Source organism: Halomonas heilongjiangensis (genome assembly GCF_002879645.1).
GTDB lineage: Bacteria > Pseudomonadota > Gammaproteobacteria > Pseudomonadales > Halomonadaceae > Halomonas > Halomonas heilongjiangensis.
On sequence record NZ_PNRE01000021.1, the window covers coordinates 1 to 25,452 of the forward strand.

23 protein-coding genes are annotated in these 25,452 nt (G+C 68.4%); 5 read left to right on the forward strand and 18 right to left on the reverse strand.

From position 1 onward, the window contains the following. Nucleotides 1–147: 147 nt before the first annotated feature. The 6 genes from C1H66_RS04020 to C1H66_RS04045 all read right to left on the reverse strand — a co-directional run bounded on the left by C1H66_RS04020 (nt 148) and on the right by C1H66_RS04045 (nt 6,686). The gene (locus C1H66_RS04020) at nt 148–459 is read right to left on the reverse strand and encodes a BolA family protein (RefSeq protein ID WP_102626629.1); all 312 of its coding nucleotides are present in this window, start codon (nt 457–459) and stop codon (nt 148–150) included. Between the two features lie 41 nt (nt 460–500). Further along, nucleotides 501–1,925 (reverse strand): MFS transporter, encoded by a 1,425-nt coding sequence (locus C1H66_RS04025; RefSeq protein WP_102626630.1) that lies wholly within the window; start codon nt 1,923–1,925, stop codon nt 501–503. Nucleotides 1,926–1,994: 69 nt separating this feature from the next. Further along, nucleotides 1,995–2,381, reverse strand: coding sequence for a hypothetical protein (locus tag C1H66_RS04030; RefSeq protein ID WP_102626631.1), 387 nt, complete (start codon nt 2,379–2,381; stop codon nt 1,995–1,997). 60 nt (nt 2,382–2,441) lie between these two features. Then, nucleotides 2,442–3,965, reverse strand: a complete 1,524-nt coding sequence (lysS, locus tag C1H66_RS04035; protein WP_102626632.1) for a lysine--tRNA ligase — start codon at nt 3,963–3,965, stop codon at nt 2,442–2,444. Nucleotides 3,966–4,063: 98 nt separating this feature from the next. Beyond that, a protein-coding gene (prfB, locus tag C1H66_RS04040) for a peptide chain release factor 2 (protein ID WP_338066451.1) occupies nt 4,064–5,162 on the reverse strand; the annotation gives its coding sequence in 2 pieces (ribosomal slippage) (nt 4,064–5,086 and nt 5,088–5,162; 1,098 coding nt in all). A gap of 192 nt (nt 5,163–5,354) precedes the next feature. Then, entirely contained in the window at nt 5,355–6,686 is a 1,332-nt protein-coding gene (locus C1H66_RS04045) for an OmpP1/FadL family transporter (RefSeq protein WP_102626633.1), read from the reverse strand. Between the two features lie 337 nt (nt 6,687–7,023). Here C1H66_RS04045 and C1H66_RS04050 point away from each other — a divergent pair, with 337 nt between their 5' ends. Then, nucleotides 7,024–7,443 (forward strand): VOC family protein, encoded by a 420-nt coding sequence (locus C1H66_RS04050; protein WP_102626634.1) that lies wholly within the window; start codon nt 7,024–7,026, stop codon nt 7,441–7,443. A 49-nt stretch (nt 7,444–7,492) separates the two neighbouring features. Here the strand turns inward: C1H66_RS04050 and C1H66_RS04055 are convergent, their stop codons facing one another. The 10 genes from C1H66_RS04055 to ffh all read right to left on the reverse strand — a co-directional run bounded on the left by C1H66_RS04055 (nt 7,493) and on the right by ffh (nt 17,970). Further along, a complete protein-coding gene (locus tag C1H66_RS04055; RefSeq protein ID WP_102626671.1) occupies nt 7,493–9,289 on the reverse strand; it encodes a single-stranded-DNA-specific exonuclease RecJ in 1,797 nt (598 codons plus the stop codon). A gap of 303 nt (nt 9,290–9,592) precedes the next feature. Further along, nucleotides 9,593–10,981 (reverse strand): threonine synthase, encoded by a 1,389-nt coding sequence (gene thrC, locus C1H66_RS04060; protein WP_102626672.1) that lies wholly within the window; start codon nt 10,979–10,981, stop codon nt 9,593–9,595. 82 nt (nt 10,982–11,063) lie between these two features. Continuing rightward, nucleotides 11,064–12,380 carry a homoserine dehydrogenase gene (locus C1H66_RS04065; RefSeq protein ID WP_102626635.1) on the reverse strand — a complete coding sequence of 439 codons (1,317 nt, stop codon included), beginning with the start codon at nt 12,378–12,380 and terminating at the stop codon, nt 11,064–11,066. 88 nt (nt 12,381–12,468) lie between these two features. Further along, on the reverse strand, nt 12,469–13,209 hold the full coding sequence (locus C1H66_RS04070; RefSeq protein ID WP_102626636.1) for a DsbC family protein: 741 nt from the start codon (nt 13,207–13,209) through the stop codon (nt 12,469–12,471). A 3-nt stretch (nt 13,210–13,212) separates the two neighbouring features. Beyond that, complete coding sequence (gene xerD / locus C1H66_RS04075) at nt 13,213–14,115, reverse strand: site-specific tyrosine recombinase XerD (protein ID WP_102626637.1); 903 nt, start codon at nt 14,113–14,115, stop codon at nt 13,213–13,215. A gap of 118 nt (nt 14,116–14,233) precedes the next feature. Further along, nucleotides 14,234–14,590 carry a 50S ribosomal protein L19 gene (gene rplS, locus C1H66_RS04080; protein WP_102626638.1) on the reverse strand — a complete coding sequence of 119 codons (357 nt, stop codon included), beginning with the start codon at nt 14,588–14,590 and terminating at the stop codon, nt 14,234–14,236. A 154-nt stretch (nt 14,591–14,744) separates the two neighbouring features. Then, a complete protein-coding gene (gene trmD, locus C1H66_RS04085) occupies nt 14,745–15,506 on the reverse strand; it encodes a tRNA (guanosine(37)-N1)-methyltransferase TrmD (RefSeq protein ID WP_102626639.1) in 762 nt (253 codons plus the stop codon). A 47-nt stretch (nt 15,507–15,553) separates the two neighbouring features. After that, the gene (gene rimM, locus C1H66_RS04090; protein WP_102626640.1) at nt 15,554–16,102 is read right to left on the reverse strand and encodes a ribosome maturation factor RimM; all 549 of its coding nucleotides are present in this window, start codon (nt 16,100–16,102) and stop codon (nt 15,554–15,556) included. 43 nt (nt 16,103–16,145) lie between these two features. Then, on the reverse strand, nt 16,146–16,394 hold the full coding sequence (rpsP, locus tag C1H66_RS04095; protein WP_102626641.1) for a 30S ribosomal protein S16: 249 nt from the start codon (nt 16,392–16,394) through the stop codon (nt 16,146–16,148). A gap of 175 nt (nt 16,395–16,569) precedes the next feature. After that, complete coding sequence (gene ffh / locus C1H66_RS04100) at nt 16,570–17,970, reverse strand: signal recognition particle protein (protein WP_102626642.1); 1,401 nt, start codon at nt 17,968–17,970, stop codon at nt 16,570–16,572. 180 nt (nt 17,971–18,150) lie between these two features. Here ffh and C1H66_RS04105 point away from each other — a divergent pair, with 180 nt between their 5' ends. Continuing rightward, a complete protein-coding gene (locus C1H66_RS04105) occupies nt 18,151–18,951 on the forward strand; it encodes a cytochrome C assembly family protein (RefSeq protein ID WP_102626643.1) in 801 nt (266 codons plus the stop codon). A gap of 78 nt (nt 18,952–19,029) precedes the next feature. Beyond that, nucleotides 19,030–20,313, forward strand: coding sequence for an HlyC/CorC family transporter (locus C1H66_RS04110; RefSeq protein WP_102626644.1), 1,284 nt, complete (start codon nt 19,030–19,032; stop codon nt 20,311–20,313). Nucleotides 20,314–20,330: 17 nt separating this feature from the next. Here the strand turns inward: C1H66_RS04110 and C1H66_RS04115 are convergent, their stop codons facing one another. Next, nucleotides 20,331–21,053 carry a 1-acyl-sn-glycerol-3-phosphate acyltransferase gene (locus C1H66_RS04115; protein ID WP_102626645.1) on the reverse strand — a complete coding sequence of 241 codons (723 nt, stop codon included), beginning with the start codon at nt 21,051–21,053 and terminating at the stop codon, nt 20,331–20,333. Continuing rightward, entirely contained in the window at nt 21,050–21,667 is a 618-nt protein-coding gene (locus C1H66_RS04120) for a TetR/AcrR family transcriptional regulator (RefSeq protein ID WP_102626646.1), read from the reverse strand. The genes C1H66_RS04115 and C1H66_RS04120 overlap by 4 nt, the downstream gene beginning before the upstream one ends. A gap of 221 nt (nt 21,668–21,888) precedes the next feature. Here C1H66_RS04120 and C1H66_RS04125 point away from each other — a divergent pair, with 221 nt between their 5' ends. Together C1H66_RS04125 and C1H66_RS04130 are read left to right on the forward strand one after the other, a co-directional pair. Continuing rightward, nucleotides 21,889–22,566: an SOS response-associated peptidase gene (locus C1H66_RS04125; RefSeq protein ID WP_102626647.1), complete on the forward strand. Its 678-nt coding sequence runs from the start codon at nt 21,889–21,891 to the stop codon at nt 22,564–22,566. Between the two features lie 9 nt (nt 22,567–22,575). Continuing rightward, the gene (locus C1H66_RS04130; RefSeq protein ID WP_102626648.1) at nt 22,576–25,449 is read left to right on the forward strand and encodes an insulinase family protein; all 2,874 of its coding nucleotides are present in this window, start codon (nt 22,576–22,578) and stop codon (nt 25,447–25,449) included. Nucleotides 25,450–25,452 lie beyond the last annotated feature (3 nt).

The following is a 25,452-nucleotide window of genomic DNA, read 5'->3' on the forward strand; positions in this document are numbered from 1 at the left end:
GGGTGGGCCGGGCATTGGGCAGCCGGTAGCGGGCCTCCCAATGCCAGTCGCAGGCCGGGGTGGGCCGGGCATTGGGCAGCCGGTAGCGGGCCTCCCAGGACGTCAGTCCCATGGCCTCGAGATACTGCCGGCGCTGCGGCTCGGGAGTCACGAGTTGCTGCCGCCCCGGCAGTTCGGCGACGCCGGCCGCTCCTCGCCACGGGCCTGCCACTCGTCGGGCGTGTAGAGGTGCAGGGCCAGGGCATGGACCGGGCCCGCGAGCTCGTCGGCCAGCAGGGCATAGACCTGCTGGTGGCGCTTGACCGGCATCAGCCCCTGGAAACGCCCGGACACCAGGGTGACCTTGAAATGGGTCTCGGAATCGGCCGGCACGCTGTGCATATGGCTCTCGTTCTCCACCGTGAGGACGGTGGGATCGAGGGCCTGCAGCTTCTCTTCGATGATGGCCTGGGTGTGCATTGCGGCTCCTCGATGGCGAATGATGAGGCCATTGTACTCTCTCAGTCGGGCCGCGACGACGCCGCCCCGGCAGCGGATCCACGGCACCCGACCCGGGCCTTGCCCGCCGACGACACCCGCGCGAGGCTGGCGACGAGCGCCAGCAGGCAGGCGCCGCCGCCCACCCACAGCGTGGCTTGCACCGGGGCGCCGGCGGCGAGGAAGGCCCCGACCAGTGCCACCCCCAGCGACTGCCCCACGGTACGGGTGGTGCTGAGCACCCCCGAGGCGCTGGCACTCAGCTCGCGGGGCACACTGGACATCATCTCGCGGTTGTTGGGGGGCTGGAACAGGCCGAAGCCGAGCCCGCACAGGCCTGTCCGCCACAGGCCGTCGACCACCCCCGCCCCGGCATCGAGCAGCGCCAGCGAGACCAGCCCGAGCAGCAGCAGGACCAGCCCGGCACTGGCGAGCAGGCTCGGATTGACCCGGTCGGCGAGCCGGCCGGCCAGCGGCCCCACCAGCATGATCGCCAGTGGCCAGGGGGTGAACAGCCAGGCGGTCTCCAGGGGCGAGAATCCCTTCTCCTGCTGGTAGAGGAAGGAGAGCGCCACGAAGGCGAGCCCCTGGCCGATGAAGGCCAGCCCCGAGGCCGAGACCGCCATCGAGAAGCGCGGCTCGCGGAACAGCGACGGCGGCAGCAGCGGATGGCTGGCGCGGCGCTGGCGACGCAGGAAGAGCACACCGGCCACCAGGCTCGTCGCGAGCCAGGCGAGGACCTGCCAGACGGGCGTCCCATGGCCGACCCCGTCCATGGCGAGGAAGAAGGTGCCGAGCATGGCCACCGACAGCAGCGCTCCGCGGCCGTCGAAGCCGCCCACACGACGCGGCTCCCGCGGCAGCGCCCGCCAGGCCAGCACCAGGGCACAGAGCCCCAGCGGCACGTGCAGGGCGAACAACCAGGGCCAGTTCGCCACGGAGAGCACGAGGCCGCCGATGGTCGGGCCGGCGGCATAGCCGCCGGCGACCACCAGGGCACTCAGCCCCAGGGCGCTGCCCAGCAAGCGGGTGGGAAAGATCGAGCGGTAGAGCGAGGGCCCGATGGAGAGCGCCGCCGCCGCCCCCAGCCCCTGCAGGGCGCGAAAGACCAGCAGGACCTCCAGGCTCCGGGACACGGCGGCCCCCAGCGAGGCGAGCACGAACAGCGCCAGCCCGGCGACATAGAGCCGGCGCCGGCTGACCAGTTCGCTGACGGCGGCGAAGACCAGCAGGAAGGCGGCACAGACGATCTGGAAGAGGTTGGTCACCCAGACGGCACGCGCCGCGGAGACCTCCAGGTCACGGGCGATCGTGGGGAGCGCCAGGTTGATCATGGTAGTGTCCACCACCGCCGCCAGGGTGCCGAGAATCAGTGCCAGCACCGCCAGCCGCCGCTCGGGGCCCGGCAGGCCGTCGTCGCCGGGGCGTGTCGCGAAGAGTCGACTCATGTCAGGAATCCGGAACGAGGAAACCGGCCGTAGCCGGTTTCTCGAAGTCATCGCCGGGCAGCGGGACACTCAATCCTGGTCGGTCTCCAGGAGCAGGCTATCGTCGACCTCGGAGATCTCGAGGGCCGCCTCGTCGTCCAGGTCGATGGCGAGATAGCTGTGCTCGACCTGCAGGAAGCGCTGGAACAGCGCCCAGTCGAGGGCTTCGGGCCACTGGCGTTCGTCCTCCTCCCAGGCCCGCAGTTCGGTCTCGAGGATCTCGAGGTAGCGCTCGCGCACGAAGGCCTCGAGGGCCTCGGGCGTGTCCATCTCGGGAATCAGGTAGACGGTGCTTTCGCGTTCGACGTCGGCCAGGGTCAGGTCGTCATCCCCCATCGTGGGTTCCAGCGCATTGATCCATTCCACGAAATGCCGGGTCGGCCTGACGCTCAGGGCAGAGCGGTTGAGCAGTTTCATCGTGGTCTCCTCGACGTCGAAACGCTGACCATTATGGGCGCTCGGGGCGCCCCTTACCAACTATTCCACCGCCTCGGGCCGCATGGCCGGGAAGAGCAGCACATCGCGGATCGAGGCGCTGTCGGTGAACAGCATCACCAGCCGGTCGATGCCGATGCCCTCGCCGGCGGTCGGCGGCAGGCCGTACTCCAGGGCACGCACATAGTCGGCATCGTAGTACATCGCCTCGAGGTCGCCGGCCTCCTTCTCCGCCGCCTGGGCGCGGAAGCGTTCGGCCTGGTCCTCGGCGTCGTTGAGCTCCGAGAAGCCGTTGGCGATCTCGCGGCCCCCGACGAAGAACTCGAAGCGCTCGGTGACGAAGGGATCGCTGTCCTTGCGCCGCGCCAACGGGCTGACCTCGGCCGGGTACTCGACGATGAAGGTCGGCTGATCGAGCCGGTGCTCGGCGACTTCCTCGAAGATCTCGGTATGCAGCTTGCCCAGCCCCCAGCTCTCCTTGACCTGGATGCCCAGGCGCTCGGCCACCGCCACCGCCCCCTCGCGGCTATCGAGATCGGCGTCGTCGATGCCCTCGCCATGCTCGAGGATCGCCTGGCGCATGGTCAGCCGGCGGAACGGCTTGCCCAGCTCATAGGTGGTGCCCTGATAGACCAGCGTGGTGGTACCCAGGACCTCCTTGGCGACGTTGCGGATCATCTCCTCGGTGATATCGAGCAGGTCACGATAGTCCGCGTAGGCCCAGTAGAACTCGAGCATGGTGAATTCGGGGTTGTGGCGGGTCGAAAGCCCTTCGTTGCGGAAGTTGCGGTTGATCTCGAAGACCCGCTCGAAGCCCCCCACCACCAGGCGCTTGAGATAGAGCTCCGGGGCGATGCGCAGGTACATGTCCATGTCCAGCGCATTGTGGTGGGTGATGAACGGTCGCGCCGCGGCACCGCCGGGGATCTGCTGCAGCATCGGCGTCTCGACCTCCATGAAACCGCGCGCCTCGAAGAAGCGGCGGATCGAGGCGATCACGCCGGCGCGCACCTCGAAGGCCTGGCGCGATTCCGGGTTCATGATCAGGTCGACGTAGCGCTGCCGGTAGCGTGCCTCGAGGTCGGTCAGGCCGTGGAACTTGTCGGGCAGCGGCCGCAGGCTCTTGGTGAGCAGTGCGGCCTCGGTCATCATCACGTAGAGGTCGCCCTTGCCGGATTTGTGCACCGGGCCACGAGCGGCGACGATGTCGCCGATGTCCCAGCCCTTGATGTCCTCCAGCACGGCCGCCGGCAGCCCCTTCTTGTCGACGTAGAGCTGGATCTGCCCCGAGACGTCCTGGATGACGATGAAGGGGCCGCGCTTGCGCATGATGCGCCCCGCCACCGCCGCCTGGCGGTCGAGGCCTTCCAGCGCCTCCTTGTCGTGCTCGCCCAGCTCGGCATCGAGCTCGGCGGCCAGGCTGTCGCGGCGGAAATCGTTGGGAAAGGCGCTGCCGCCGCGCTGGGCGGCCAGCTCGCGGCGTGCCGCCAGCTTGGCACGCCGCTCGGCGATCAGATGGTTCTCGTCGTGTTGCGGGTGATTCGATGAGGCGTCGTGGTCGGCCATGTCGTTACCTGTAAAGAATTGGCTATGGGCTGCGAGCTACGAGCTGCGAGCGCAAGCGGGCTGGCTACCGCTCGCGGCCCGTGGCTCGAAGCTCGAGGCTACAATCCTTGCTTCAAGCTGGCTTCGATGAACTGGTCCAGATCGCCGTCGAGCACCTTGTCGCAGTTGCTGGTCTGCACGCCGGTGCGGAGGTCCTTGATGCGCTGGTCGTCGAGCACGTAGGAGCGGATCTGGCTGCCCCAGCCGATATCGGCCTTGGAGTCCTCGGCCTCCTGCTTGGCGGCATTGCGCTTCTGCATCTCGTGTTCCCACAGCTTCGCCTTGAGCTGCTTCATGGCGAAGTCGCGGTTGGCGTGCTGGCTGCGCTGGCTCTGGCAGGCCACCACGATGCCGGTCGGCTCGTGGGTGATCCGCACCGCCGAGTCGGTGGTGTTGACGTGCTGGCCACCGGCGCCGCTGGAGCGGTAGGTATCGGTGCGCAGATCCGCCGGATTGATCTCGACCTCGAAGCTGTCGTCGATCTCCGGCGAGAGGAACACCGAGGCGAACGACGTGTGACGACGACCGCCGGAATCGAAGGGGCTCTTGCGCACCAGGCGGTGTACGCCGGTCTCGGTGCGCAGCCAGCCGAAGGCGTAGTCGCCCTGGACGTGCACGGTGGCCGACTTGATGCCCGCCACCTCGCCGGCGGAGGCCTCGATGATCTCGGCCTTGAAGCCATGATGCTCGGCCCAGCGCAGGTACATGCGCAGCAGCATGTTGGCCCAGTCCTGGGCCTCGGTGCCGCCGGAGCCGGCCTGGATGTCCAGGTAGGCGTTGTTCTCGTCCATCTCGCCGGAGAACATGCGCCGGAACTCGAGCTTCTCGAGGCTCTCCTTGAGACCATCGAGCTCCTTCTGGACCTCGGCCACGGTCTCCGCGTCCTCCTCCATCTCGGCCAGCTCGAGCAGGTCGCGGCCATCCGCCAGGCCCTGGTCGAGTTCGTCGATGGTCTGGACCACCAGTTCCAGCGAGGCACGCTCGCGGCCGAGCTGCTGGGCGTAGTCCGGATCGTTCCAGACGTCCGGGTTCTCCAGCTCGCGGGAGACTTCCTCTAGCCGATCCTTGCGTTCGGCATAGTCAAAGATACCCCCTCAGGACGTCTGTCCGCTCGGACAGGTCCTTGATGAGGTTGTGGATGGGGTTGGTTTCCAGCATGGGGCTCGCCTGCGTCTGCAGTGGAAAATCGGCCGCCGGGGCGCTGGCAATCGAGCCAGCGCCCCGGCGGCGCGGAAAAGGCAATTATTGTAGCGAATGTGCTGCCTCGTCGCATCCATCGCGCGGCGCCAGACGAAGGAACCCGGCCAAGGCCGGGTCCCGGGCGGCCTGGCGACCAAGGGGTCGCCACGCTCAGAAGCGATAGGTCAGTTGGGCACCGAAGCCGTGGGCCTCGTTCTTGTAGTCGGCGGAGTAGGTCGCCCCACCGATGCCCTGCAGCTGGTCGCTACGCTCCTGGCTGACCCGGGTGCCACGCTCGGTGAGGTAGGAGTAGGCGACATCCACGGTCAGGTCGGGAATCGGCGTCCAACCGGCGCCGATGGAGAAGATGCGGCGATCGTCGGAGGGAATCCGCACGCTGCGGAACTCGTCGTCGGTCGGCGTGTTATCGATCGTCACCCCGGCGCGCAGCGCCAGCTGCGGGTTGAGCCGGTACTCGCCGCCCACGGCGAAGGCCCAGGCATTGGAGTAATTCTGCTCCTCCCGGGTGATGTCCTGCCCCTGACTGCCGGTGACCAGGATCCTTTCGAAGTGACTCCAGCGTGTCCAGGAGGCGCCGGCCATCAGCTTGAGGTTGTCGCTCATCTGCTGGGTGATCGAGAAGTTGACGGTCTCCGGCGTGGTCAGGTCCAGGCTGGCATCGTCGGCCATGACGACGTTGCCGGCCGGATCGGTGGCCCGAAAGTCGCCGGTCAGGGTGTAGTCCACCTTGGAGCGATAGGTGAGGCCCAGGCTGGTTTCGGGAACCGGTTGATAGATCACCCCCAGGTTGTACCCCCAGGCCTCGTCGTCACCCTCGACCCGGGCATCGATGTCATTCTCGGGATTGAACCCCGGCTCGGTGGGCAGTTGACGGCGCAGCTCGCCATCCACCCGGTTGTAGGTGATACCCGCGCCCACCGACCACTGGTCGTTGAAGCGATAGGAGAGGGTCGGCTGGGCACTGATCACCCGCACCTCGGTATAGTCGCCGAAGTAACGGCCCTGGAAGCCATCCTCATAGTCGGTCTTGGACCCGAAGGGGGCATAGACCCCGAAACCGAAGGCGAGCCGGTCGTTGAGGGGCTGGGCGTAGAAGGCGAAGGGCACTAAGGTACCCGGCACCATGTCGCCGTCGCTGGTGCCCGGAATGTCACCGATGGGTACCTGCATGCCAATGGGCGCCCCACCCTGGGCCACGCCGGCATCCAGGGTGCGCTGCGCCTCGACGTTCTTGATGTCGCTCTTGACGTTCAGGTAGGTGCCCCCCGCCGTCACCTGGGCCCGATCCAGAAACGACATCCCCGCCGGGTTGCCGAAGACGATGGTGGCATCATTGACGTTGGAGCTGCGCCCGGCGTGACCGTAGCCCTGACCGCTGACGCTCTGCTCGTTGACCTGGTACCCACCGGCGTTGGCCTGGCTGGCGAAGGCGGCAGCGGCGATGGCCACGGCGATGGAAAGCTTGTTGAACTTGTTGTGCATGGTCTCGACGTCCTTTTCCAGATTCGTGCTGGAGCTGGTTGTGTGGCGCACCCTCGCCGGGGTGCTGATGTGCTGCTCACGTTTTCGCCCATCGCGCGCCACGGTTCAAGGCCAAACGTTCGTTTTAATGCTAAAATTGCTAATACTTTGGTCGCACGAATGTTTGAAATCCTGAACTTTCATCGAGTTAAGCAACACATTGAGAGTGTCTCCAGGTGAGCCTCTCCCGGACTTTGCCCATGGCTATCCCAGGATCTTGCACCCGAGCAGCCGATGGTCCGGCACAGACGGCGACCTGCTAGGCTGAAGGCAAGGAAGCCATCGCCGGGAGGTGACCATGCCCAAGCTCAACGGCGTACTGGAGACCGCGCTCTACGTGGAGAACATGGATCGCGCCAGGGCCTTCTTCGAGGGGGTGATGGGGCTCGAGCCCTTCAACGCCGACCATCGCTTCACCGCCTATGACGCCGGCGCCGGCTCGGTACTGCTGCTGTTCCTGCGCGGCGAGACGCTGGAAACCGTGGTGCTGCCGAACGACATGGGTACCATCCCCCCCCATGACGGCGCCGGCCGGATGCACCTGGCCTTCGCCATCGCCGCTCGCGAGCTCGACGCCTGGGAGGCCCAGCTCCACGACCACGGCGTGATCATCGAAGGCCGCACCCACTGGCCCCGCGGGGGGAAAAGCATCTACTTCCGCGACCCCGACGGCCACCTGGTGGAGCTGGCCACCCCCGGCGTCTGGCCCAACTATTAGGGAGCGTCGGTGTCTTGCTGCACTTGCGACAGAAAGTGGCAGCCCTCGATCAGTGTTCCCGTTCGGCGTGCTCGATCATCAACTGCAGCGACTCCCGCCCCCGCCAGCGGTTGCGGTTGAGCTTGTAGGCACAGTGCAGCCGGTCGCCGACACCGAAGGCCGGTAACTCGCCGGGCGTGAGCGCCCGGAACCAGATCGCCCGGGTGGTGGCGGCACCGGCGGAGAGCTCGAGCATCAAGTGGCTGCCGTCGGCCCCGACCGGGCGCAGGGCCTCGATCAGGAACTCGCCCTCGAACAGCGGCGCCTCGAACTCCCGCCCGTAGGGGCCCAGCACCTCGAGCTCGTCGAGGGTGGCGAGGCTCAACTGGTGCGAAGCCAGCTCGCCGTCGGTGAAGACCCTGGGGTAGAGCTCGGTGTCACCGAGCTGCTCGGCCACCGCCTGCAGGAAGGCCGCGCGGAACTCTCCCAGCCTGTCCACCGGCACCCCGACCCCCGCCGCGCCACGGTGGCCGCCGAAACGCGGCAACGCCGCCGGGGCCAGCTCGGAGGTGCGTTGCAGGGCGTCACGCAGGTGCAGCCCCTCGATGGAGCGTCCGGAGCCGGTGAGCATGCCGGGCGCCGCGGCCGGCGTCAGCACCAGGGTCGCCCGGCCGAAGGCCTGCACCAGCCGTGAGGCGACGATCCCTTGTACGCCGGGGTGGCCGCTCTCGAGAAACACCACGACGGCCGGCTCATCGGCGGTGAGTGGTGCCAGGGCCAGGGCCCTGGCCTGCTCGGTCATCTCCGCCTCGATGGCCTTGCGCGACTGATTGTCCTGATCGAGCGTCTCCAGATGGCGATGGGCCATGGCGTCGTCTTCGGCGAGCATGAAGTGCAGCGCCGCATAGGGATCGTCGAGCCGCGAGCGGGCATTGATCCGTGGCCCCATCTGGAAGGCCAGGGTCTCGGCGTCGAAGGGCACACTGTCATCGCCCAGCCTGGCCGCCATGGCACGCCAGCAGGCGGCGTCCATGCGGTTGATCAGGGTCAGGCCGTGACTGACCACCGCCCGGTTGGCCGCACTGCCGCCCAGCGACACGCAGTCGGCCACGGTGCCCAGCGCCACGTAGGAGAGCCAGGGCGACAGCTTGGGCGTGGACGCCGCCAGCACGCCCCACTCGATCAGCACCTGCCGCGCCAGCGACATGACCAGCCAGGCCACCATGCAGCCGGCGATCGTCGGGTCGGGGTAGTCGCAGTCATCACGGGTGGGATTGACGGTGGCGTAGGCCGAGGGCGGCGGCCCCTCCACCGGCAGGGCGTGGTGGTCGCTGACCACCACCTCGATGCCGGCCGCCTTGAGCCGGGCAATACGCGGCTCGTCGCTGCTGCCGCAGTCGGCGGTGATCACCAGGCTCGGCCGCGGCGAGAGCGAGAGGGTGCGCTCGACCAGCGGCAGGCTGATGCCGTAGCCGTCATGGATGCGGTGACCGATCAGGCTGTGCAGCCTGGCCTCCGGCACCCCGAACAGCTCGACCAGGGTTCGCCGGATCACCACATGGGAAGTGATACCGTCGACATCGTAGTCGGTGAGGATGCCGATATGCTCGCCATCCACCACCGCCCGGGCGATACGCTCGGCGGCACGACGGGCATCCGCCAGGCGCTCGGGATGCGCCAGGTGGCGCAGGCTCGGCGAGACCAGCGGCGCGAGCTCCCCGCGGTAGCCGGCCAGCCGCCCGGCCAGCACCCGGGCCTGCAGCTCGGTCAAGCCCGCCTCGCGGGCGCGGGCGTAGAGAGACTCGTCGCGGGGGCGCGGCTGGATGCGTGGCTTCAGCCGCTCATGCAGGTCGGTGGGATCGGTCACGGCGCCCAAGCCTGGCTCCTCTTTATGACTTGCGACGACAATGAGGGCAGGTCCCTGTGGGGGCAGCCCCCTGAGGGAATTTCTCCCGACGCTGGCGGCTGCTGCGCTGGGGTCTGACCCCGTGCCCGACAGGAGCCGCCGACCCGGCCATGCTCGCCGACCTCGACGTCCTGGGGGTCAGACCCCTGGGGGGAGTTTCCTCCAGCGCTGGCGGCTGCCGCCTTGGGGTCTGCCCCTTGGGAGCGGCTTCGGCGCCTTTGTCGCCGAAAACCTCGCCTGCGCCAACCACCACCGCCAGGAGCCTCAGCGCCGATTTTCGGCGACGAACCGCTGCACCGCGGCCAGCTCGGCGGGCAGCACGGTATAGCGCTCCTCGCGCTCGAGCAGGTCGTCCATGTGCGGCGGCAGCGGCACGCCCGGGAACCCCGCCTTGACCACCGCCTCGGCGAACTTGGCCGGATGCGCCGTGGCCAGGGTGATCATCGGCGTCGCGGCATCGGCCCGCACCCGCTCGGCGGCACGGTAGCCGGTGGCGGTGTGGGGATCGAGAATCTCCTGGGTGCGATGATGCGCCTCGCGGATCACCTCGAGGATGGTGGCGTCATCCACGCTGTGGCTGGCGAACCTCTCGCGCAGACGCGCCAGGGGCGCGTCGGCCAGCGCCGCCGGCTCGGCCTGGAAACGCTCGAGCAGGGCGCGCACGGCCTCGCCGTCGCGCTCGTAGGCCTCGAACAGCAACCGCTCGAAATTGGACGACACCACGATGTCCATGGACGGCGCCAGGGTCGCGACGAGTTCCTTCTTCGAGAAGTCGTTGTCGGCGAGCGTCCGGTGCAGGATGTCGTTGGCGTTGGTGGCGATGATGAACTGCTTCACCGGCAGCCCCATGCGGTAGGCCATGAAGCCGGCGAAGACGTTGCCGAAGTTGGCCGACGGCACGCAGAAGCTCACCGGGCGGTGCGGCGCCCCGAGGGCCACGGCGGCGGCCACGTAGTAGACGATCTGGGCCATGATGCGCGCCCAGTTGATCGAGTTCACCGCCACCAGGCGAGTGCCGTTCAGGAACGCCTGATCGGCGAAGCTCGCCTTGACCATGGCCTGGGCGTCGTCGAAGTTGCCCTCGATGGCGATGTTGAAGACGTTGTCGGCGAGCACCGAGGTCATCTGGCGACGCTGCACCTCCGAGACCCGCTGGTAGGGGTGGAGGATGAAGATGTCGAGGTTGTCGCAGTGACGACAGCCCTCGATCGCCGCCGAGCCGGTATCGCCGGAGGTGGCGCCCATGATCACCGCACGCTCGCCGCGCTTCTGCAGGAAGTGGTCGAGCAGGCGACCGAGCAACTGCAGGGCCACGTCCTTGAAGGCCAGGGTCGGGCCGTGGAACAGCTCGAGCAGGAAGTGGTTGGCGTCGAGCTGGTTGAGCGGCACCACGGCATCGTGGCTGAAGGTGGCATAGGCATCGCGCACGATCCCGCGGAAGGTCTCGTCGTCGATCTCGCCGTTGACGTAGGGCCGCATGACCCGGAAGGCGATCTCGGCATAGGAGAGCCCGGCCATGGCGGCCAGGTCGTCATGGGAGAGCGTCGGGACCTCCTCCGGCACATAGAGGCCGCCGTCGCTGGCCATGCCGGTGAGCACGACCTCCTCGAAGGAGAGCGCGGGTGCCTGCCCGCGGGTACTGATATAGCGCATGGGATTCACTCCGTGAGCGTCGAGCAGCGCGCCACGGGCTTCGAGCATCCTCCTGCCCGTCGCCCGAGGCTCGCAGCCGATGTTATTCCTGCTCGTCCAGGCTTTCTACGCGAATGCGCGTCACCGGGCCGGCGATGTCGGCCAGCGACTCGATGTGCCGGATCGCCTCGTTCATCTGCTTCTCGCGGGTGCGGTGGGTCAGCAGGATGATCGGCACCAGCTCGCCCTCGGTGGCCTCCTTCTGGATCAGGGCCTCGATGGAGATGCCCTGCTCGGCGAGGATGGTCGCCACCCGGGCCAGCACCCCGGGGCGATCCACCGCCAGCAGGCGCAGGTAGTAGGCGGTGACGATGTCTTCCATGGGCATGATCGGCATGTCGCCGTCATCCTCGCCGATGCCACTGAAGGCCAGATAGGGCACCCGGTAGTGGTGGTCGGTGGCGATGTCGCGCGCCACGTCGAGCAGGTCGGCGACCACCGCCGAGGCGGTGGGCTCGGCGCCGGCACCGGCACCGTAGTAGAGGGTCGGGCCCACGGCGTCGCCCATGATGGCGATGGCGTTCTTGACCCCGTGCACATTGGCCAGCAGGCGCTCGGTGGGAATCAGGGTCGGATGCACGCGCAGCTCGAGCCCGCTGTCGGTGCGCTTGGAGATCCCCAGGTGCTTGATGGTGTAGCCCAGGTTCTCGGCCTGCTCGACGTCCTCGGCGGTGACCCGCGAGATGCCCTCGGTATAGGCCTTCTCGAACTGCAGCGGCACCCCGTAGGCGATGGAGGCGAGGATGGTCAGCTTGTGGGCGGCATCGATGCCCTCGACGTCGAAGGTCGGATCGGCCTCGGCGTAGCCCAGCGCCTGGGCCTCGGCCAGCACGTCCTCGAAGGCCCGCCCCTCGTCGCGCATGTGGGTGAGGATGTAGTTGCCGGTGCCGTTGATGATGCCGGCGACCCACTCGATGCGGTTGGCCCCCAGGCCCTCGCGCAGCGACTTGATCACCGGAATGCCGCCGGCCACGGCGGCCTCGAAGGCCACGATCACCCCCTTCTCGTGGGCCGCCTTGAAGATCTCGTTGCCGTGCACGGCGATCAGTGCCTTGTTGGCGGTGACCACGTGCTTGCCGTTCTCGATGGCGGTGAGCACCAGTTCGCGGGCCACTTCGTAACCGCCGATCAGCTCGACCACCACGTCGATGTCGGGGTTGGTGGCCACCTCGAAGACGTCGGAGGTGGTCTTGATGCCGGTGATGTCACACTCGGGATTGGAGCTGCGGTAGGCGACCTGCTCGATGACGATCGGACGCCCCGCGCGACGAGCGATCTCGTCGGCATTCCGCGTCAGCACATTGAAGGTCCCGCCACCGACGGTCCCCAGGCCACAGATTCCCACTCTCACCGGTTTCAATGTCTTTCCCCTCTTTGTCGTGCAAGTGTCGCAGCGTAGATCGAGCGGCCTTCGCCGGGCCGCCCGTGATGTGTCGTCGCGGGCCCGGTCACTCCTCCAGGCCCAGCATGGCGGCCAGGCGCTCCGCCGGCACGTAGCCAGGCACCAGGCGGCCGTCGGGCAGCACGATGGCCGGCGTGCCCTGGACGCCGAGCTCCATGCCCAGATGATACTGTGACTCGACCGGATTGTCGCAGTCGCCGGCACCCGAAAGGCGCTCCTCCCGCTTGGCCGTGCTCATCGCCTCGGTCGGGCTGTCGGCGCACCACACCTGACGCATCACCCGCGCGCCCTCGCCATTCATGCCGGTCCGCGGAAAGGCCAGGTAGTGTACCTCGATGCCCAGCTCGTTGAGCCGCGGCACCTCCTCGTGGAGCTGGCGGCAGTAGGGACAGGTGGTGTCGGTGAACACCGTGAGCGTGGCACGGCTCTCGCCAGCGCCGCGGAAGATCACCCGCTCGGCGTCGGGAATCTGCGCCAGGCGCTCGGCGCGCTCGGCATTGCGCCCCTGTTCGCTGATATTGACCAGGCCGCTCTCACCGTTCTCGTAGAGGTCGCCGACCAGGAAGTGACGCCCCTCGGCGTCGCTGTAGAAGCTCTCGCCGGTCTCCAGGCGCACCTCGTAGAACCCCTCCAGCGGCGTTTCCCGGACGCTCTCCACCGGCATCGGTTGGCCATTCACCGCCAGGCGCTCGGCCAGTCGGTCGGTCGGGTCGGCCTGGGCGAGCGGCAGGCCGGCCAGAGTCGCGGCAAGCAGGCCGCCAAGGAGTGTCTGGAAGCGTATTCTCATGATTCAGCCTCGCGGATGATGGTCGGCATGCAGGGCTTCCAATCGCACCTGCGCCACATGGGTATAGATCTGCGTGGTCGAGAGATCGCTGTGACCGAGCAGCAGCTGTACGACACGCAAGTTGGCCCCATGATTCAACAGATGGGTGGCGAAGGCATGGCGCAGGGTATGCGGCGAGAGCGGCCGGTCGATGCCGGCGGTCAGCGCATGAACCTTGATGCGGTGCCAGAATGTCTGGCGCGTCATCGCGCGATCGCCGCGCCCGGGAAACAGCGCCGGCCGCGTGACATCGGCCATCAGCGCCCCGCGGGCGGTGCGCAGGTAGCGCTCGAGCCAGGCCACCGCCTCCTCCCCCAGCGGCACCAGGCGATCCTTGTCACCCTTGCCGCGCACCCGTACCACGCCCTGACGCAGGTTCAGGGCATCGGTGGTCAAGCCCACCAGCTCCGAGACCCGCAGGCCGGCGCCGTAGAGCACCTCGAGCATGGCCCGATCGCGCACGCCCAGGTCGGTGGCCAGGTCCGGCGCCTCGAGCAGCCGCTCGACCTCGGCCTCCTCGAGGGTATTCGGCAGCGCCGGTCGCACCCTGGGCAGCCGCACCTCGGCCAGGGGGTCCGCCTCGATCATGCCCTCCGCCAGCGCCCAGCGATAGAAGCGCCGCAGGCTCGACAGCATCCGGGCATTGCTGCGCAGCTGGTACCCGGCCCCGCGCCGCTCGTCGATCCAGGCCGACAGGGTTCGGGGCCCCGGGGCCAGCAGGCGCTCGCCCTCTCCCTCGAGCCGCTTCCCCCAGGCCACCAGGTCGCGACGGTAGGCGGCCAGGGTGTTGTCGCTCGCCCCCTGCTCGAGCCAGAGGCCATCGAGGAAGGCGTCGATCAGTGTGCTCGCGTCATCGCCAGTCGGCATCCGACCTCCCGGGTGTCCGGCCCTCTACAACGAAACCCCGCCCCGCGACAGCGGTGACGGGGTTTCGCGATCGGCGCGGGGCGTCAACCCCGGCACCGCAAGCCGGCAGGCCTCTGCCTCAGGCCAGCTTTTCCTTGATGCGGGCGGACTTGCCGCTGCGCTCGCGGAGGTAGTACAGCTTGGCCTGGCGAACGTCGCCGCGGCGCTTGACGCTGACCGAGTCGACCAGCGGGCTGTAGGTCTGGAAGGTACGCTCGACGCCGACACCGTGGGAGATCTTGCGCACGGTGAAGGCGGAGTTCAGGCCGCGGTTGCGCTTGCCGATGACCACGCCCTCGAAGGCCTGCAGACGCTCACGGTTGCCTTCCTTGACCTTGACCTGCACGACCACGGTGTCGCCCGGGGCGAATTCCGGTACCTGCTTGCTCATCTGCTCGGCTTCGAGCGCCTGGATCACCTTGTTCTTGCTGCTCATGACAATGACTCCTCGATAACGTGACTCGCCGGATCCGGTTCGTTGCCGGCGAATCGTGATCCCGGCGCCCGAGCCGAGGCTCGATGGCGCGGGAGATTGATGGGTGACACAGGTCCGCCCCTCAGGGGTTGGCGTCCTGCACCTCCGCCCTGACCTACCTGGTGGACAGGGCGTATTCCTCGATGAACTCCGCGAGCAGCCGCTGCTGCTCGTCACTCAACGACCGGCCCTCGAGCAGGTCGGGGCGGCGCTGCCAGGTGCGCCCCAGGGCCTGCTTCAGCCGCCAGCGCCGGATGGCGCCGTGGTTGCCGCTGAGCAGGACGTCCGGCACTCGCCGCCCGTCGATCACCTCGGGGCGGGTATAGTGCGGGCAGTCCAGCAGCCCGTCGTTGAAGGAGTCCTCGACCGCGGAATCCTGATGACCCAGCACCCCGGGCACCAGCCTGGCCGCGGCATCGATCAGCACCATGGCCGGCAGCTCGCCGCCGCTGAGCACATAGTCGCCGATCGACCACTCCTCATCGATGTCGCCTTCCACCACGCGCTCATCGATGCCTTCATAGCGCCCGGCCACCACCACCAGGGGGGGGCCAGAGGCCAGTTCCCGCACCCCTGCCTGATCGAGCCGGCGGCCCTGAGGCGACAGGTAGACCACCCTCGGGCGCTCGCCGGTGGCGGCGCGGGCCCGCTCGCGGGCGGCATGGATGGCCGCGCGCAGGGTATCGACCTTCATCAGCATGCCGGGGCCGCCGCCGTAGGGGCGATCGTCCACGGTGCGGTGGCGGTCGGTGGCGTAGTCGCGGGGGTTCCAGAACTCCAGCGCGATACGCCCCTTCTCCACCGCCCTCCCGGTGACGCCGTGACGGGTGACCGCCTCGAACATCTCGGGAAACAGCGACACGACACCGATCCACATGCCCTGCTCACTCCCCGTCCCCGGGGCGTCCGAGGCCAGGCCGGGACTCAAAACTCGGGGTCCCAGTCGACGCTCATCACGCCGGCCTCGAGATCCACCTCCAGCACCACGTCATCGGGCAGGAAGGGCAGCAGCCGCTCGCGATCGTCGACGGCGCCCTCGCCCTGTCCCTTCACGACCATGACGTCGTTGGCGCCGGTCTCGAACAGGTAGGCGATGTACCCGAGCACCACGCCCTCGCGGGTCACCACTCTCAACCCTTCCAACTGATGCCAGTAGTAGTCATCGCCGGAGAGTTCGGGCAGTGCCGCCTTGGGCAGCAGGACCTCGGCACCGGTCAGGGCCTCGGCCGCCTCGCGGCTGTCGACGCCCTCGAGCTGGGCCACCAGGCCCTTGCCGTGCCGGCGCCCCTGGACCAGCCGCCGGCGAACGAGCCGGCCGTCGTGGCGCAGGACCCACTCGGCATAGTCGAGGATGCCCTCCATCGGGCCGGTGTACGAATACACCTTGAGCCAGCCCTTGACACCATAGGGGCTGGTCAACTTGCCCAGCACCACATGATCGTCGCTCGGCTGCGCTTGCGCGTTATCGCTCATCGACGACCCCGTGACGGACCTTCAGGCAGACAAGTCAGGCCCTTCAGGCCTGCTTGCGCGCTTCCTTGACCAGCTCGGCGACGCGGCCGGAGAGCTGTGCACCCTGGCCCTGCCAGTGGGCGATGCGATCCAGGTCGACGCGCAGGCGCTCTTCCTGACCACGGGCGATCGGGTTGAAGAAGCCCAGGCGCTCGATGAAGCGGCCATCGCGGGCGTTGCGTGAATCGGTCACGGTCAGGTGGTAGAAGGGACGCTTCTTGGCGCCACCACGTGCCAGACGAATGGTAACCATGGCGTAGTCTGTCCTTCGTTGCGGTTAGGGTTTTAGCTGCTCGGGAAGCCGGGCATGGGCCCCGCTTCGGGCATTCGGTCATGGCGGCGGCCGCGACGAGTCGCGGTCCTGCCAGTGAAGACGCAGCATTCTACGGAAATCAGCCTCGCTTGGAAACCTTTTTCCGGGGCTTGGCTCAACGCCAGGGGAAGCCGCCGGGCCCTCCCATGCCACCCGGGCCACCGGGACCGCCTCCGCCCATCATGCCGGACATGCCGCGCATCATGTTCTGCATGCCGCCCTTCTTGCCCGCCTTCTTCATCATCTTCTGCATCTGCTTGTGCTGCTTGAGCAGGCGGTTGAGGTCGGGCACCTGGAGGCCGGCACCGGCGGCGATGCGGCGCTTGCGCGAGCCGTTGATGATCTCCGGCTTGCGCCGCTCCTGGGGCGTCATGGAGTTGATCAGCGCCTCGAGCTTGCCCAGCTCCTTCTCGGGGCCGGGCCCCTGGGCCATCTCGGCCATCTGGCCCATGCCGGGCAGCTTGCCGAGCAGGCCGCCCATGCCGCCCATCTTCTTGAGCTGCTGGAGCTGGTCGCGGAAGTCCTCGAGGTCGAAGCCCTGGCCCTTCTTGACCTTCTTGGCCAGCTTCTCGGCCTTCTTCTTGTCGACGGTACGCTCGGCCTCCTCGATCAGCGACAACACGTCACCCATGCCGAGGATGCGCGAGGCCACGCGATCGGGGTGGAAGGGCTCGAGGGCATCGACCTTCTCGCCCACCCCCATGAACCTGATCGGCTTGCCGGTGACGTGGCGCACCGAGAGCGCCGCCCCGCCACGGGCGTCGCCATCGGCCTTGGTCAGGATCACCCCGGTCAGCGGCAGGGCATCGGCGAAGGCCTTGGCGGTATTGGCGGCGTCCTGGCCGGTCATGGCGTCGACGACGAACAGCGTCTCCTGGGGGACCACGGCCTTATGCAACGCCTGGATCTCGGCCATCATCGCCTCGTCGATGGCCAGGCGGCCGGCGGTGTCGACGAGGACCACGTCATGGAACTGGATCCTGGCGTGCTTGATCGCTGCCTCGGCGATAGCCACCGGCTGCTGGTCGCTGCGCGACGGGAAGAAGTCGACGCCCACCTCGGCGGCCAGGGTCTCGAGCTGATCGATGGCCGCGGGGCGATAGACGTCCGCCGAAACCACCAGCACCTTCTTCTTCTCGCGCTCCTTGAGGTAGCGCGCCAGCTTGGCCACGGAGGTGGTCTTGCCCGCGCCCTGCAGCCCGGCCATCAGCACCACCGCGGGCGAGCCCTTGAGCGAGAGCCCCTCGTTGGCCTCGCCCATGACCGCCTCGAGCTCCTGCTGGACGATCTTGACGAACTGCTGACCCGGCGAGAGGCTCTGCGACACCTCCTGCCCCACGGCGCGCTCGCGCACCCGGTCGATGAACGCCTTGACCACCGGCAGCGCGACGTCGGCCTCGAGCAGCGCCCGGCGCACCTCGCGCAGGGTGTCCCTGACGTTCTCCTCGGTCAGGCGTGCCTGACCCTTGATCGACTTGAGCGTCTGCGACAGACGCTCGCTGAGATTCTGGAACATTGGCCTCTCCAGTGACGACGGCCCGAATATGGGCAACGATTATACGCGCTGTGGCCGCGAGTCTCCATGCGCGACACCGGCAAGCGGCGCGGTCTGTGCGCAACCCGGGGGATTGGGTATAGTAGCGGCACGCTGTTCAACCACCATCAGGCGCTCGCGAAGGCGCATGGAAAGCAATCGATGCAGGCGCTTCCCCTGGCCATCCTGGCCTTCATCCTCTATGTCGCCGCGGCCTCCTGGCAGGCGCTGACCCTGGCGCGCCGGGTGCCGTCGCGTCCCGAGCTGGTCCGCGGCCTGGGCGTGCTGGGGCTGCTCTGCCATCTGCCGCTGGCCGCCGGGCTCTTCGGCCAGGGCCAGGCATTGCTGCCGGGGCTCTCCACCAGCGCCATCGTGGCCGGTGCGGTGGCGGTACTGCTGCTGATCGTGGTCAGCCTCTTCAAGCCGGTGCTCAACGCCGCCGTGGGCCTCTTCCCGCTGGCCGGCGCGGCACTGCTGCTGGCCACGGGCCTGCCCAGCCCCGAACGCACGGGCGGCCTGACGCCGGGCATCGCCCTGCACGCCCTGAGTTCGGTGCTGGCCTTCGCCGTGCTGGCGATCGCCGCCGCCCAGGCGGTGCTGCTGGGCCTGCAGAACCAGGCATTGCGCCATCACCATACCCGCGGCATCGTCCAGGCACTGCCACCACTGACCACCATGGAGCGGATCCTCTTCGAGCTGATCTGGGCCGGCCTCGCCCTGCTGACGATGTCGATCGCCAGCGGCTTCCTGTTCGTCGACAACATGTTTGCCCAGCACCTGGCTCACAAGACGATTCTCTCGCTCGCCGCCTGGGTGATCTTCTCGGTGCTGCTGTTCAGCCATCACCGGCTGGGCTGGCGAGGCATGCGCGCGGTGCGCTGGACCCTGGGCGGCTGCGCCGTACTGCTGCTGGCCTACTTCGGCAGCAAGTTCGTACTCGAGGTCGTGCTGAACCGGGGCTGAGGCAGGACGTGCCGCCTTGACACTGCCTGGCCGCGTCTCGTCAAATCGAGCCTGATACGTCATTGAGGATCCTTCGACTTGAGCGACGACTTCCCGCTGGGATTGCTGTTCGGCCTGCTGTTCCTGCTCATCTGTCTCTCCGCCTTCTTCTCCAGCTCCGAGACCGGCATGATGTCGATCAACCGCTATCGCCTGAGCCATCAGGCAAGCAGCGGCGAGACCCGTGCCCAGCGCGTCCTCCGGCTGCTGTCCCGGCCGGACCGCCTGATCGGGGTGATCCTGATCGGCAACAACTTCGTCAACAACCTGGCGGCCTCCATCGCCACCATCATCGCCATCCACTATTTCGGCGAGGTCACCGGCCCGGCGGTGGCGACCTCCCTGCTGACCATCACCATCCTGATCTTCGCCGAAGTCACGCCCAAGACCTACGCCGCGGTGAAGCCCGAGCGCATCGCCTACCCCGCGTCCGTGGTGCTCGAACCACTGCTCAGGCTGCTCTACCCACTGGTATGGCTGGTCAACATCATCTCCAACGGCCTGCTGCGCCTGCTCGGCGTCAAGAACATCGACGGGAATACCGACAACCTGACCCGCGACGAGCTGCGCACCGTGGTCCACGAGGCCGGCACCCTGATCCCCCACCGCCACCAGGCGATGCTGCTGTCGATTCTCGACCTCGAGAACGTCACCGTGAACGACATCATGGTGCCTCGCCACGAGGTGGCGGGCATCGACCTCGACGATGAGCTGGAGGAGATCCTGACCCGGATCCGCACCAGCCAGCACACCCGGGTGCCGGTCTACAAGGGCGACATCAACAACATCATCGGCATGCTGCACCTGCGCAACGCGGCGCGCTTCCTCTCCCGCGACGAAGTGACCAAGGCCGCCATCGTGCAGGAGGCCAGGGAGCCCTACTTCATCCCCGAGTCGACCCCGCTGCACACCCAGTTGCTCAACTTCCAGAAACAGAAGCGGCGGATCGGCATCGTGGTCGACGAGTACGGCGATGTAGAGGGCCTGGTGACCCTGGAGGACATCCTCGAGGAGATCGTCGGCGAGTTCACCACCGACGTGGCGGGACAGGACCAGGAGATCCACCCGCAGGACGACGGCAGCCATGTCATCGACGGCACCGCCAACATCCGCGACATCAACAAGGCACTGGGCTGGCAGCTCCCCACCGACGGCCCCAAGACACTCAACGGCCTGATCCTCGAGCACCTGGAGTCCTTTCCCGACGGCGCCGCCTGCCTGCAGGTCGGCAACGTGCGAATGGAGATCCTCGAAGTGCGCGACAACCTGATCACCGCCGCCCGCTGCTGGGCACTGCCGCGCCGCCCCGCCAGACAGCGCTGACAACCTCGGCGCCGCCATCAACGCCGTTGGACGGCTTCCCGCGACCGGCGCTCGGCCCACTGGTCGGCCTGCGCCTTGAGCGCGCGCACCCTCGCCTCGACCCGGGGACGGCTGGCCTCGTGGGGCGCCAGGGGTTCACCGAAGTAGAGCGCCACCCGGGCCCGGAACCGCCGTGGCGGCTTGCTCAGGGCGCGGCCACCGTGATGCGAGGTCCAGGAGCCCCACAAGCCGGACAGCCCGGCGGGAATCACCGGCACCGGGTCCCGGGCCAGGATCAGCTCCAGGCCGCGCCGGAAGGGCTGCACCTCGCCGTTCGGGGTCAGGCGCCCCTCGGGGAACAGCATCACCACCTCGCCCTCGGCCAGCGCCCGGCTGACCTCCTCCAGGGCGCGGCGGATATTGCCCGGGTCGCGCCGCTCCGACTCCACGGGAATCGCGCCCACCAGGCGGAACAGCCAGTTGAGCCAGGGCGAGTCGTAGATCGGCTTGTCCATCAGGAAACGCAGCGGTCGTCGGCTGGCGCCACCGATCACCATGGCGTCCATGAAGCTGACATGGTTGCAGACCACTACCGCAGGGCCGCGAGGGGGAATATGCCCTTGGCCACGCAGTCGCAGTCGATAGAGCAGGAAGACCGCCAGGAAGACCAGCCGCCGGATGAGCGATCTCGGCTTCCGGACCAGCCACCAGCTCCCCGCCAGCAGGGCACCGGCGACCAACAGCCACAACAGGATCGTCACGTCACGTCGGATCTGTGCTTCAGGCCGGCCAGGGTGGTGTGGAGCAGTTGATCGAGCAGCTCGCCGACCTCCAGCTGCTGCCCCTGCCAGTAACCGAGGCGCTCGTTGAGACCGAGCTGTACCAGGCCATGGACGCTGCCCCATAGCGTGCGGCCCAGCCGGCGCGCCTCCAGGTCGTCCAGCGCCGGCTGGTACTCCCTGAGGGTGGCCTCGACGCGCAGGAACAGCGCCTCGATCATGTCGCTCTGGCGCTGGTCGAGCTCGCCCTCCTGGGCCAGCGGATAGTCGAACAGCAACTGCCAGCGGTAGGCGTCGCGCTGGGCGAACTGCCAGTAGGCCCTGGCCAGGGCCTTGAGGCGCTGTTCCGGGGCAGCGCTCTCGGTCAGCGGCTCGATCACGGCACGCAACTGTGCCAGGGTCTCGATGTTGACGTGCTGGAGCAGGTTGCCGAAGCTGCCGTAGAGCTTGAGCAGGGTACTGGGGGCGCAACCGACCTCACGCGCCAGGGCACGCAGCGACAGCGTGTGCGCAGGATGCTCCTGCAGCCAGGCATCACATGCCGCCATGACCTGGGCATGTAGCGCCTCGGGCGCATGCTGTCTGGGACGGGCCATCGGTTTCCTCGCAAGATGATGACGGACGGTACTCGGCACGGGGGCGCGCCGCCCGGGCACAGCACGATGTCCACCTAGGATAGCGCAGATCGAACACTGTTTTCGACAGCTTATCCATCCCGCGGGCAAACGCAACCCCGGGGCGGAGTCGCCACCGATCCGGCGCTTTTCTCGCCCGTTCGACTTGGGTACCCTGTTGCCCCATTGACCGCGGAGCGCCCATGGCCGGCCGACTGCACATCGCCTCCCTCGACCTCGAGCGCCTGCTGCCCGACCTGGTGATCGACTCCCCCCTGGTGACCAGCCCCAACCTGGCGCCGCGCCGGCCGCTCTCGGCGATCCGCCTGGAGGCCGACCGGCCATGCCTCTCCCGGCTGTTCTGGGGCCTGACACCGCCCTGGCTCGAGGTGCTGGACCGTGCGCCCCACTGCGCCCGGGCGGAATCGCTGGAGGCCCGTCCCATGTTCCGCGAGGCCTTCCGGGCCCGGCGCTGCCTGGTCCCGGTCAGCGGCGTCTACGTCTGGCGCGCCCAGGCGCGCTTCAAGCAACCCTTCCTGGTGACCCGGGTCGACCGGGGCCCGCTGCTGCTGGCGGGACTCTGGTGCCGCTTCCATACCAGCCTGGCCGAGCACACGGACTCCCTCGCGCTGATCACGGTACCGGCCAACGCCTTGCTCGGCCCCCTCACCGACCGCCTGCCGGGGGTGATCGCGCCCGCCGACAGCCAGCGCTGGCTCGAGCCACGGACGCCTCCCGAGGAAGCGCGGTCGCTGCTGACCACCGCGCCGATGGAACTGTTGGGCGCCTTTCCGGTATCAAGACGTGTCAATGATCCCGCGCACCAGGACCCGGCCTGCGCCTACCCCACCGGCCCCATGCTGTGCCGGAACCCCCGATAAGGAGAGACGATGCCCATCGCCGCCCTCAGCGCCATTGTCGATTGCCGTCGGCCAGCACGCCCGCTGGCCCTCGCCGTCGCCCTGCTGCTCGCCCTGCCCTTCCCCTCGGCCGTGGCACGTGAGCCGGCCCCCGGGCAGGAGGCCGTCGCCGAGGTCACCACGCCCCTGACCAGCCCCCACGATGCGCGGGAGTATCGCGCGCTGACCCTGGAGAACGGCCTCACCGCCCTGCTGGTCAGCGACCCCGAGGCCGACAAGGCCGCCGCCTCGATGAACGTCGGCGTCGGCAGCGCCCAGGACCCGGCAGACCTGGCCGGCCTGGCCCACTTCCTCGAGCACATGCTGTTCCTGGGCACCGACACCTTCCCGGAGCCGGACGCCTACCAGGGTTATATCTCGCGCCATGGCGGCAGCCACAACGCCTTCACCGCCCCGCTGGACACCAACTACTTCTTCGACATCGAACCCGAGGCACTGCCCGGCGCCCTGGACCGCTTCAGCCGCTTCTTCGTCGCGCCGCTGTTCAACGCCGACCAGCTCGAGAGCGAGCGCAATATCGTCCACTCCGAGTACATGGCACGCATCCGGGACGATAGCCGCCGCGAGAACGACGTGCTCAATCAACTGCTCAACCCGGAGAACCCCACCACCGGCTTCGCCGTGGGCAGCCGCGACACCCTGGCCAGCCCCCCCGAGGGCGAGCCGTCCCTGCGCGAGCGGGTGATCGATTTCTATGCACGCCACTACGACGCCAACGTGATGCACCTGGCCCTGATCGCCCCGCGGCCCCTGGACGAGCTGGAGGCACTGGTGACCGAGCGCTTCGCCGAGATCCCCGACCGCGGCCTGTCGCGCCCGGTGATCGAGGCGCCGCTGGTGACGGCAGACAGCCTGCCGCGACGCGTCGAGGTGCAGTCGGTGCGCGACAGCCGTCAACTGCGCTTCCTGTTCCCGGTGCCGGACCCGATTCAGGAGTACCGTCACAAGCCCGCCGACCTGCTGGCTCACCTGCTCGGCCACGAGGGCGACGGCAGCCTGCTCGCCGTGCTGCGCGAGGCGGGCTGGGCGGACGGCCTGTCCGCCGGCGTCGCCCCCGGCGACGGCCAGCACGCCCTGTTCAGCGTGGGCATCAGCCTGACCCCGGCCGGGGCCGAGCGGCTCGACGAGATCGAGGCGACCCTGTTCGCCGCCATCGACCAGATCCGCGACTCGGGCCTCGAGGCCTGGCGCTACGACGAGCAGGCCCGGCTGGCCGAGCAGCAGTTCCGCTTCCAGCAGCACGGCTCGCCGCTCAACGGCGCCATGCGGCTGGCCATGAACCTGACCCGCTTCCCGGTGGAGGACGTGCAGTACGCGCCCTACCGCATGGACGGCTTCGACCGCGAGCGGACCGAGCGCTATCTCGACGCCCTGCGCCCCGACCGGCTGATTCGCCTCTACAGCGCCCCGGACGTGGAGGGTGACCGGGTTTCGCCCTGGTTCGAGACCCCCTGGCGCGAGCTCGACGACGAGCCGACCGAGGCCCGCCCCCTGGCCGGCCTGGCACTCCCCGAACCCAACCCCTATATCGCCGAGGACGTGACGCTGCTCGAGGAGCAGCACGACAAGCCCAGCCTGGTGATCGACGAACCGGGGGTCACGCTCTGGCACATGAGTGACGCCACCTTCGACACGCCCAAAGTGGAGTGGCGCTTCAGCCTGCAGCATCCACAGGCCTCGGCGACCCCTCGTGACGCCGCCCTGGCCCGGGTACTGGCGGGCTGGCTCGACGACAGCCTCAACGAGGCCTTCTACCCGGCCCGCCTCGCCGGCCAGCACTTCGAGGCCTATGCCCATGCCCGCGGCATCACACTGTCGTTCTCCGGCTGGCGCGACCGCCAGGACCAGTTGATGCACCGCGTGCTGGAACAGCTGCAGAGTGGCGAGATCGCCCCCGCGACCTTCGAGCGCGTGCGTTACCGCCTGCAGCGCGAATGGCGCAACGCCCCCCAGGCCGCCCTGCACCGCCAGGGCCATCGCACCCTCGCCGAGGCCCTGGTGCGCCCCCAGTGGCCCACCGACGCCCTGCTCGAGGCGAGTCGGGAACTCGAGGTCGACGACCTGCGCGACTACCGCGAGGCCTTCCTCGCCGAGCTGCGCCTCGAGGCCATGGCGGTAGGCAACCTGGATGTCGAGCTGGCGACCCGCGAGGCCCGGCTGGTGGCCGACGCCCTCTCGCCCCGCCTGACCGAGGAACAGATTCCCGACCTGGTGCCACTGCGCGCCGATTCAGGCCTGCCACCGCTGGTGCCGGTCACCACTCGCCAGGAGTCGCTGGTGCTGCGCTACCTGCAGGGCCCGGATCGGTCGCTGGAGAGCCAGGCACGGCTGGCCGTGCTCGGTCAGTTGCTCGAGACGCCCTTCTACCAGCGACTGCGCACCGAGGAGCAGCTCGGTTATGTGGTCAGCGCCGGCTACTCGCCGCTGATGGATGCGCCGGGCCTCGGCCTGCTGGTGCAGTCACCGGATACCGAAAGCGAGATGATCCAGGCCCGCATCGATGCCTTCCTCGACGACTTCGCGGAGCGGCTCACCGCCCTCGACGACGACGACCTGGCGCCCTATCGCCAGGCCGTACACGACGGCCTGTTGCGGCGCGATACCAGCCTCTCGGGCCGCGCCACCCGGCTGTGGCAGGCGATGTCCTTCGGCGACACCGGGTTCGATCGCCGCGAGCGGCTCGCCGAACGGGCGTTGTCGGTCACCGCCCGCGACCTGCGCGAGTCCTGGTCGCGGCTGCGCGAGGCCGCCGTGGCCAACGTCACCTTCGACCCGGGCGACGAACCCAGCGACGTGGCCGAGTTGACCCAGCACCTGGCGCCCCTGCCGGAAGCCGACGACTGACTC

Coding starts and splice junctions, on each gene's coding strand:
- xerD (WP_102626637.1), bottom strand. CDS start 14,115: ATGCCGACTGGCGATGACGCGAGCACACTGATCGACGCCTTCCTCGAT.
- C1H66_RS04130 (WP_102626648.1), top strand. CDS start 22,576: ATGCCCATCGCCGCCCTCAGCGCCATTGTCGATTGCCGTCGGCCAGCA.
- C1H66_RS04050 (WP_102626634.1), top strand. CDS start 7,024: ATGCCCAAGCTCAACGGCGTACTGGAGACCGCGCTCTACGTGGAGAAC.
- C1H66_RS04120 (WP_102626646.1), bottom strand. CDS start 21,667: ATGGCCCGTCCCAGACAGCATGCGCCCGAGGCGCTACATGCCCAGGTC.
- C1H66_RS04020 (WP_102626629.1), bottom strand. CDS start 459: ATGCACACCCAGGCCATCATCGAAGAGAAGCTGCAGGCCCTCGATCCC.
- C1H66_RS04105 (WP_102626643.1), top strand. CDS start 18,151: ATGCAGGCGCTTCCCCTGGCCATCCTGGCCTTCATCCTCTATGTCGCC.
- trmD (WP_102626639.1), bottom strand. CDS start 15,506: ATGTGGATCGGTGTCGTGTCGCTGTTTCCCGAGATGTTCGAGGCGGTC.
- C1H66_RS04070 (WP_102626636.1), bottom strand. CDS start 13,209: ATGAGAATACGCTTCCAGACACTCCTTGGCGGCCTGCTTGCCGCGACT.
- ffh (WP_102626642.1), bottom strand. CDS start 17,970: ATGTTCCAGAATCTCAGCGAGCGTCTGTCGCAGACGCTCAAGTCGATC.
- rimM (WP_102626640.1), bottom strand. CDS start 16,102: ATGAGCGATAACGCGCAAGCGCAGCCGAGCGACGATCATGTGGTGCTG.
- lysS (WP_102626632.1), bottom strand. CDS start 3,965: ATGGCCGACCACGACGCCTCATCGAATCACCCGCAACACGACGAGAAC.
- C1H66_RS04030 (WP_102626631.1), bottom strand. CDS start 2,381: ATGAAACTGCTCAACCGCTCTGCCCTGAGCGTCAGGCCGACCCGGCAT.
- C1H66_RS04125 (WP_102626647.1), top strand. CDS start 21,889: ATGGCCGGCCGACTGCACATCGCCTCCCTCGACCTCGAGCGCCTGCTG.
- rpsP (WP_102626641.1), bottom strand. CDS start 16,394: ATGGTTACCATTCGTCTGGCACGTGGTGGCGCCAAGAAGCGTCCCTTC.
- C1H66_RS04025 (WP_102626630.1), bottom strand. CDS start 1,925: ATGAGTCGACTCTTCGCGACACGCCCCGGCGACGACGGCCTGCCGGGC.
- rplS (WP_102626638.1), bottom strand. CDS start 14,590: ATGAGCAGCAAGAACAAGGTGATCCAGGCGCTCGAAGCCGAGCAGATG.
- thrC (WP_102626672.1), bottom strand. CDS start 10,981: ATGCGCTATATCAGTACCCGCGGGCAGGCACCCGCGCTCTCCTTCGAG.
- C1H66_RS04045 (WP_102626633.1), bottom strand. CDS start 6,686: ATGCACAACAAGTTCAACAAGCTTTCCATCGCCGTGGCCATCGCCGCT.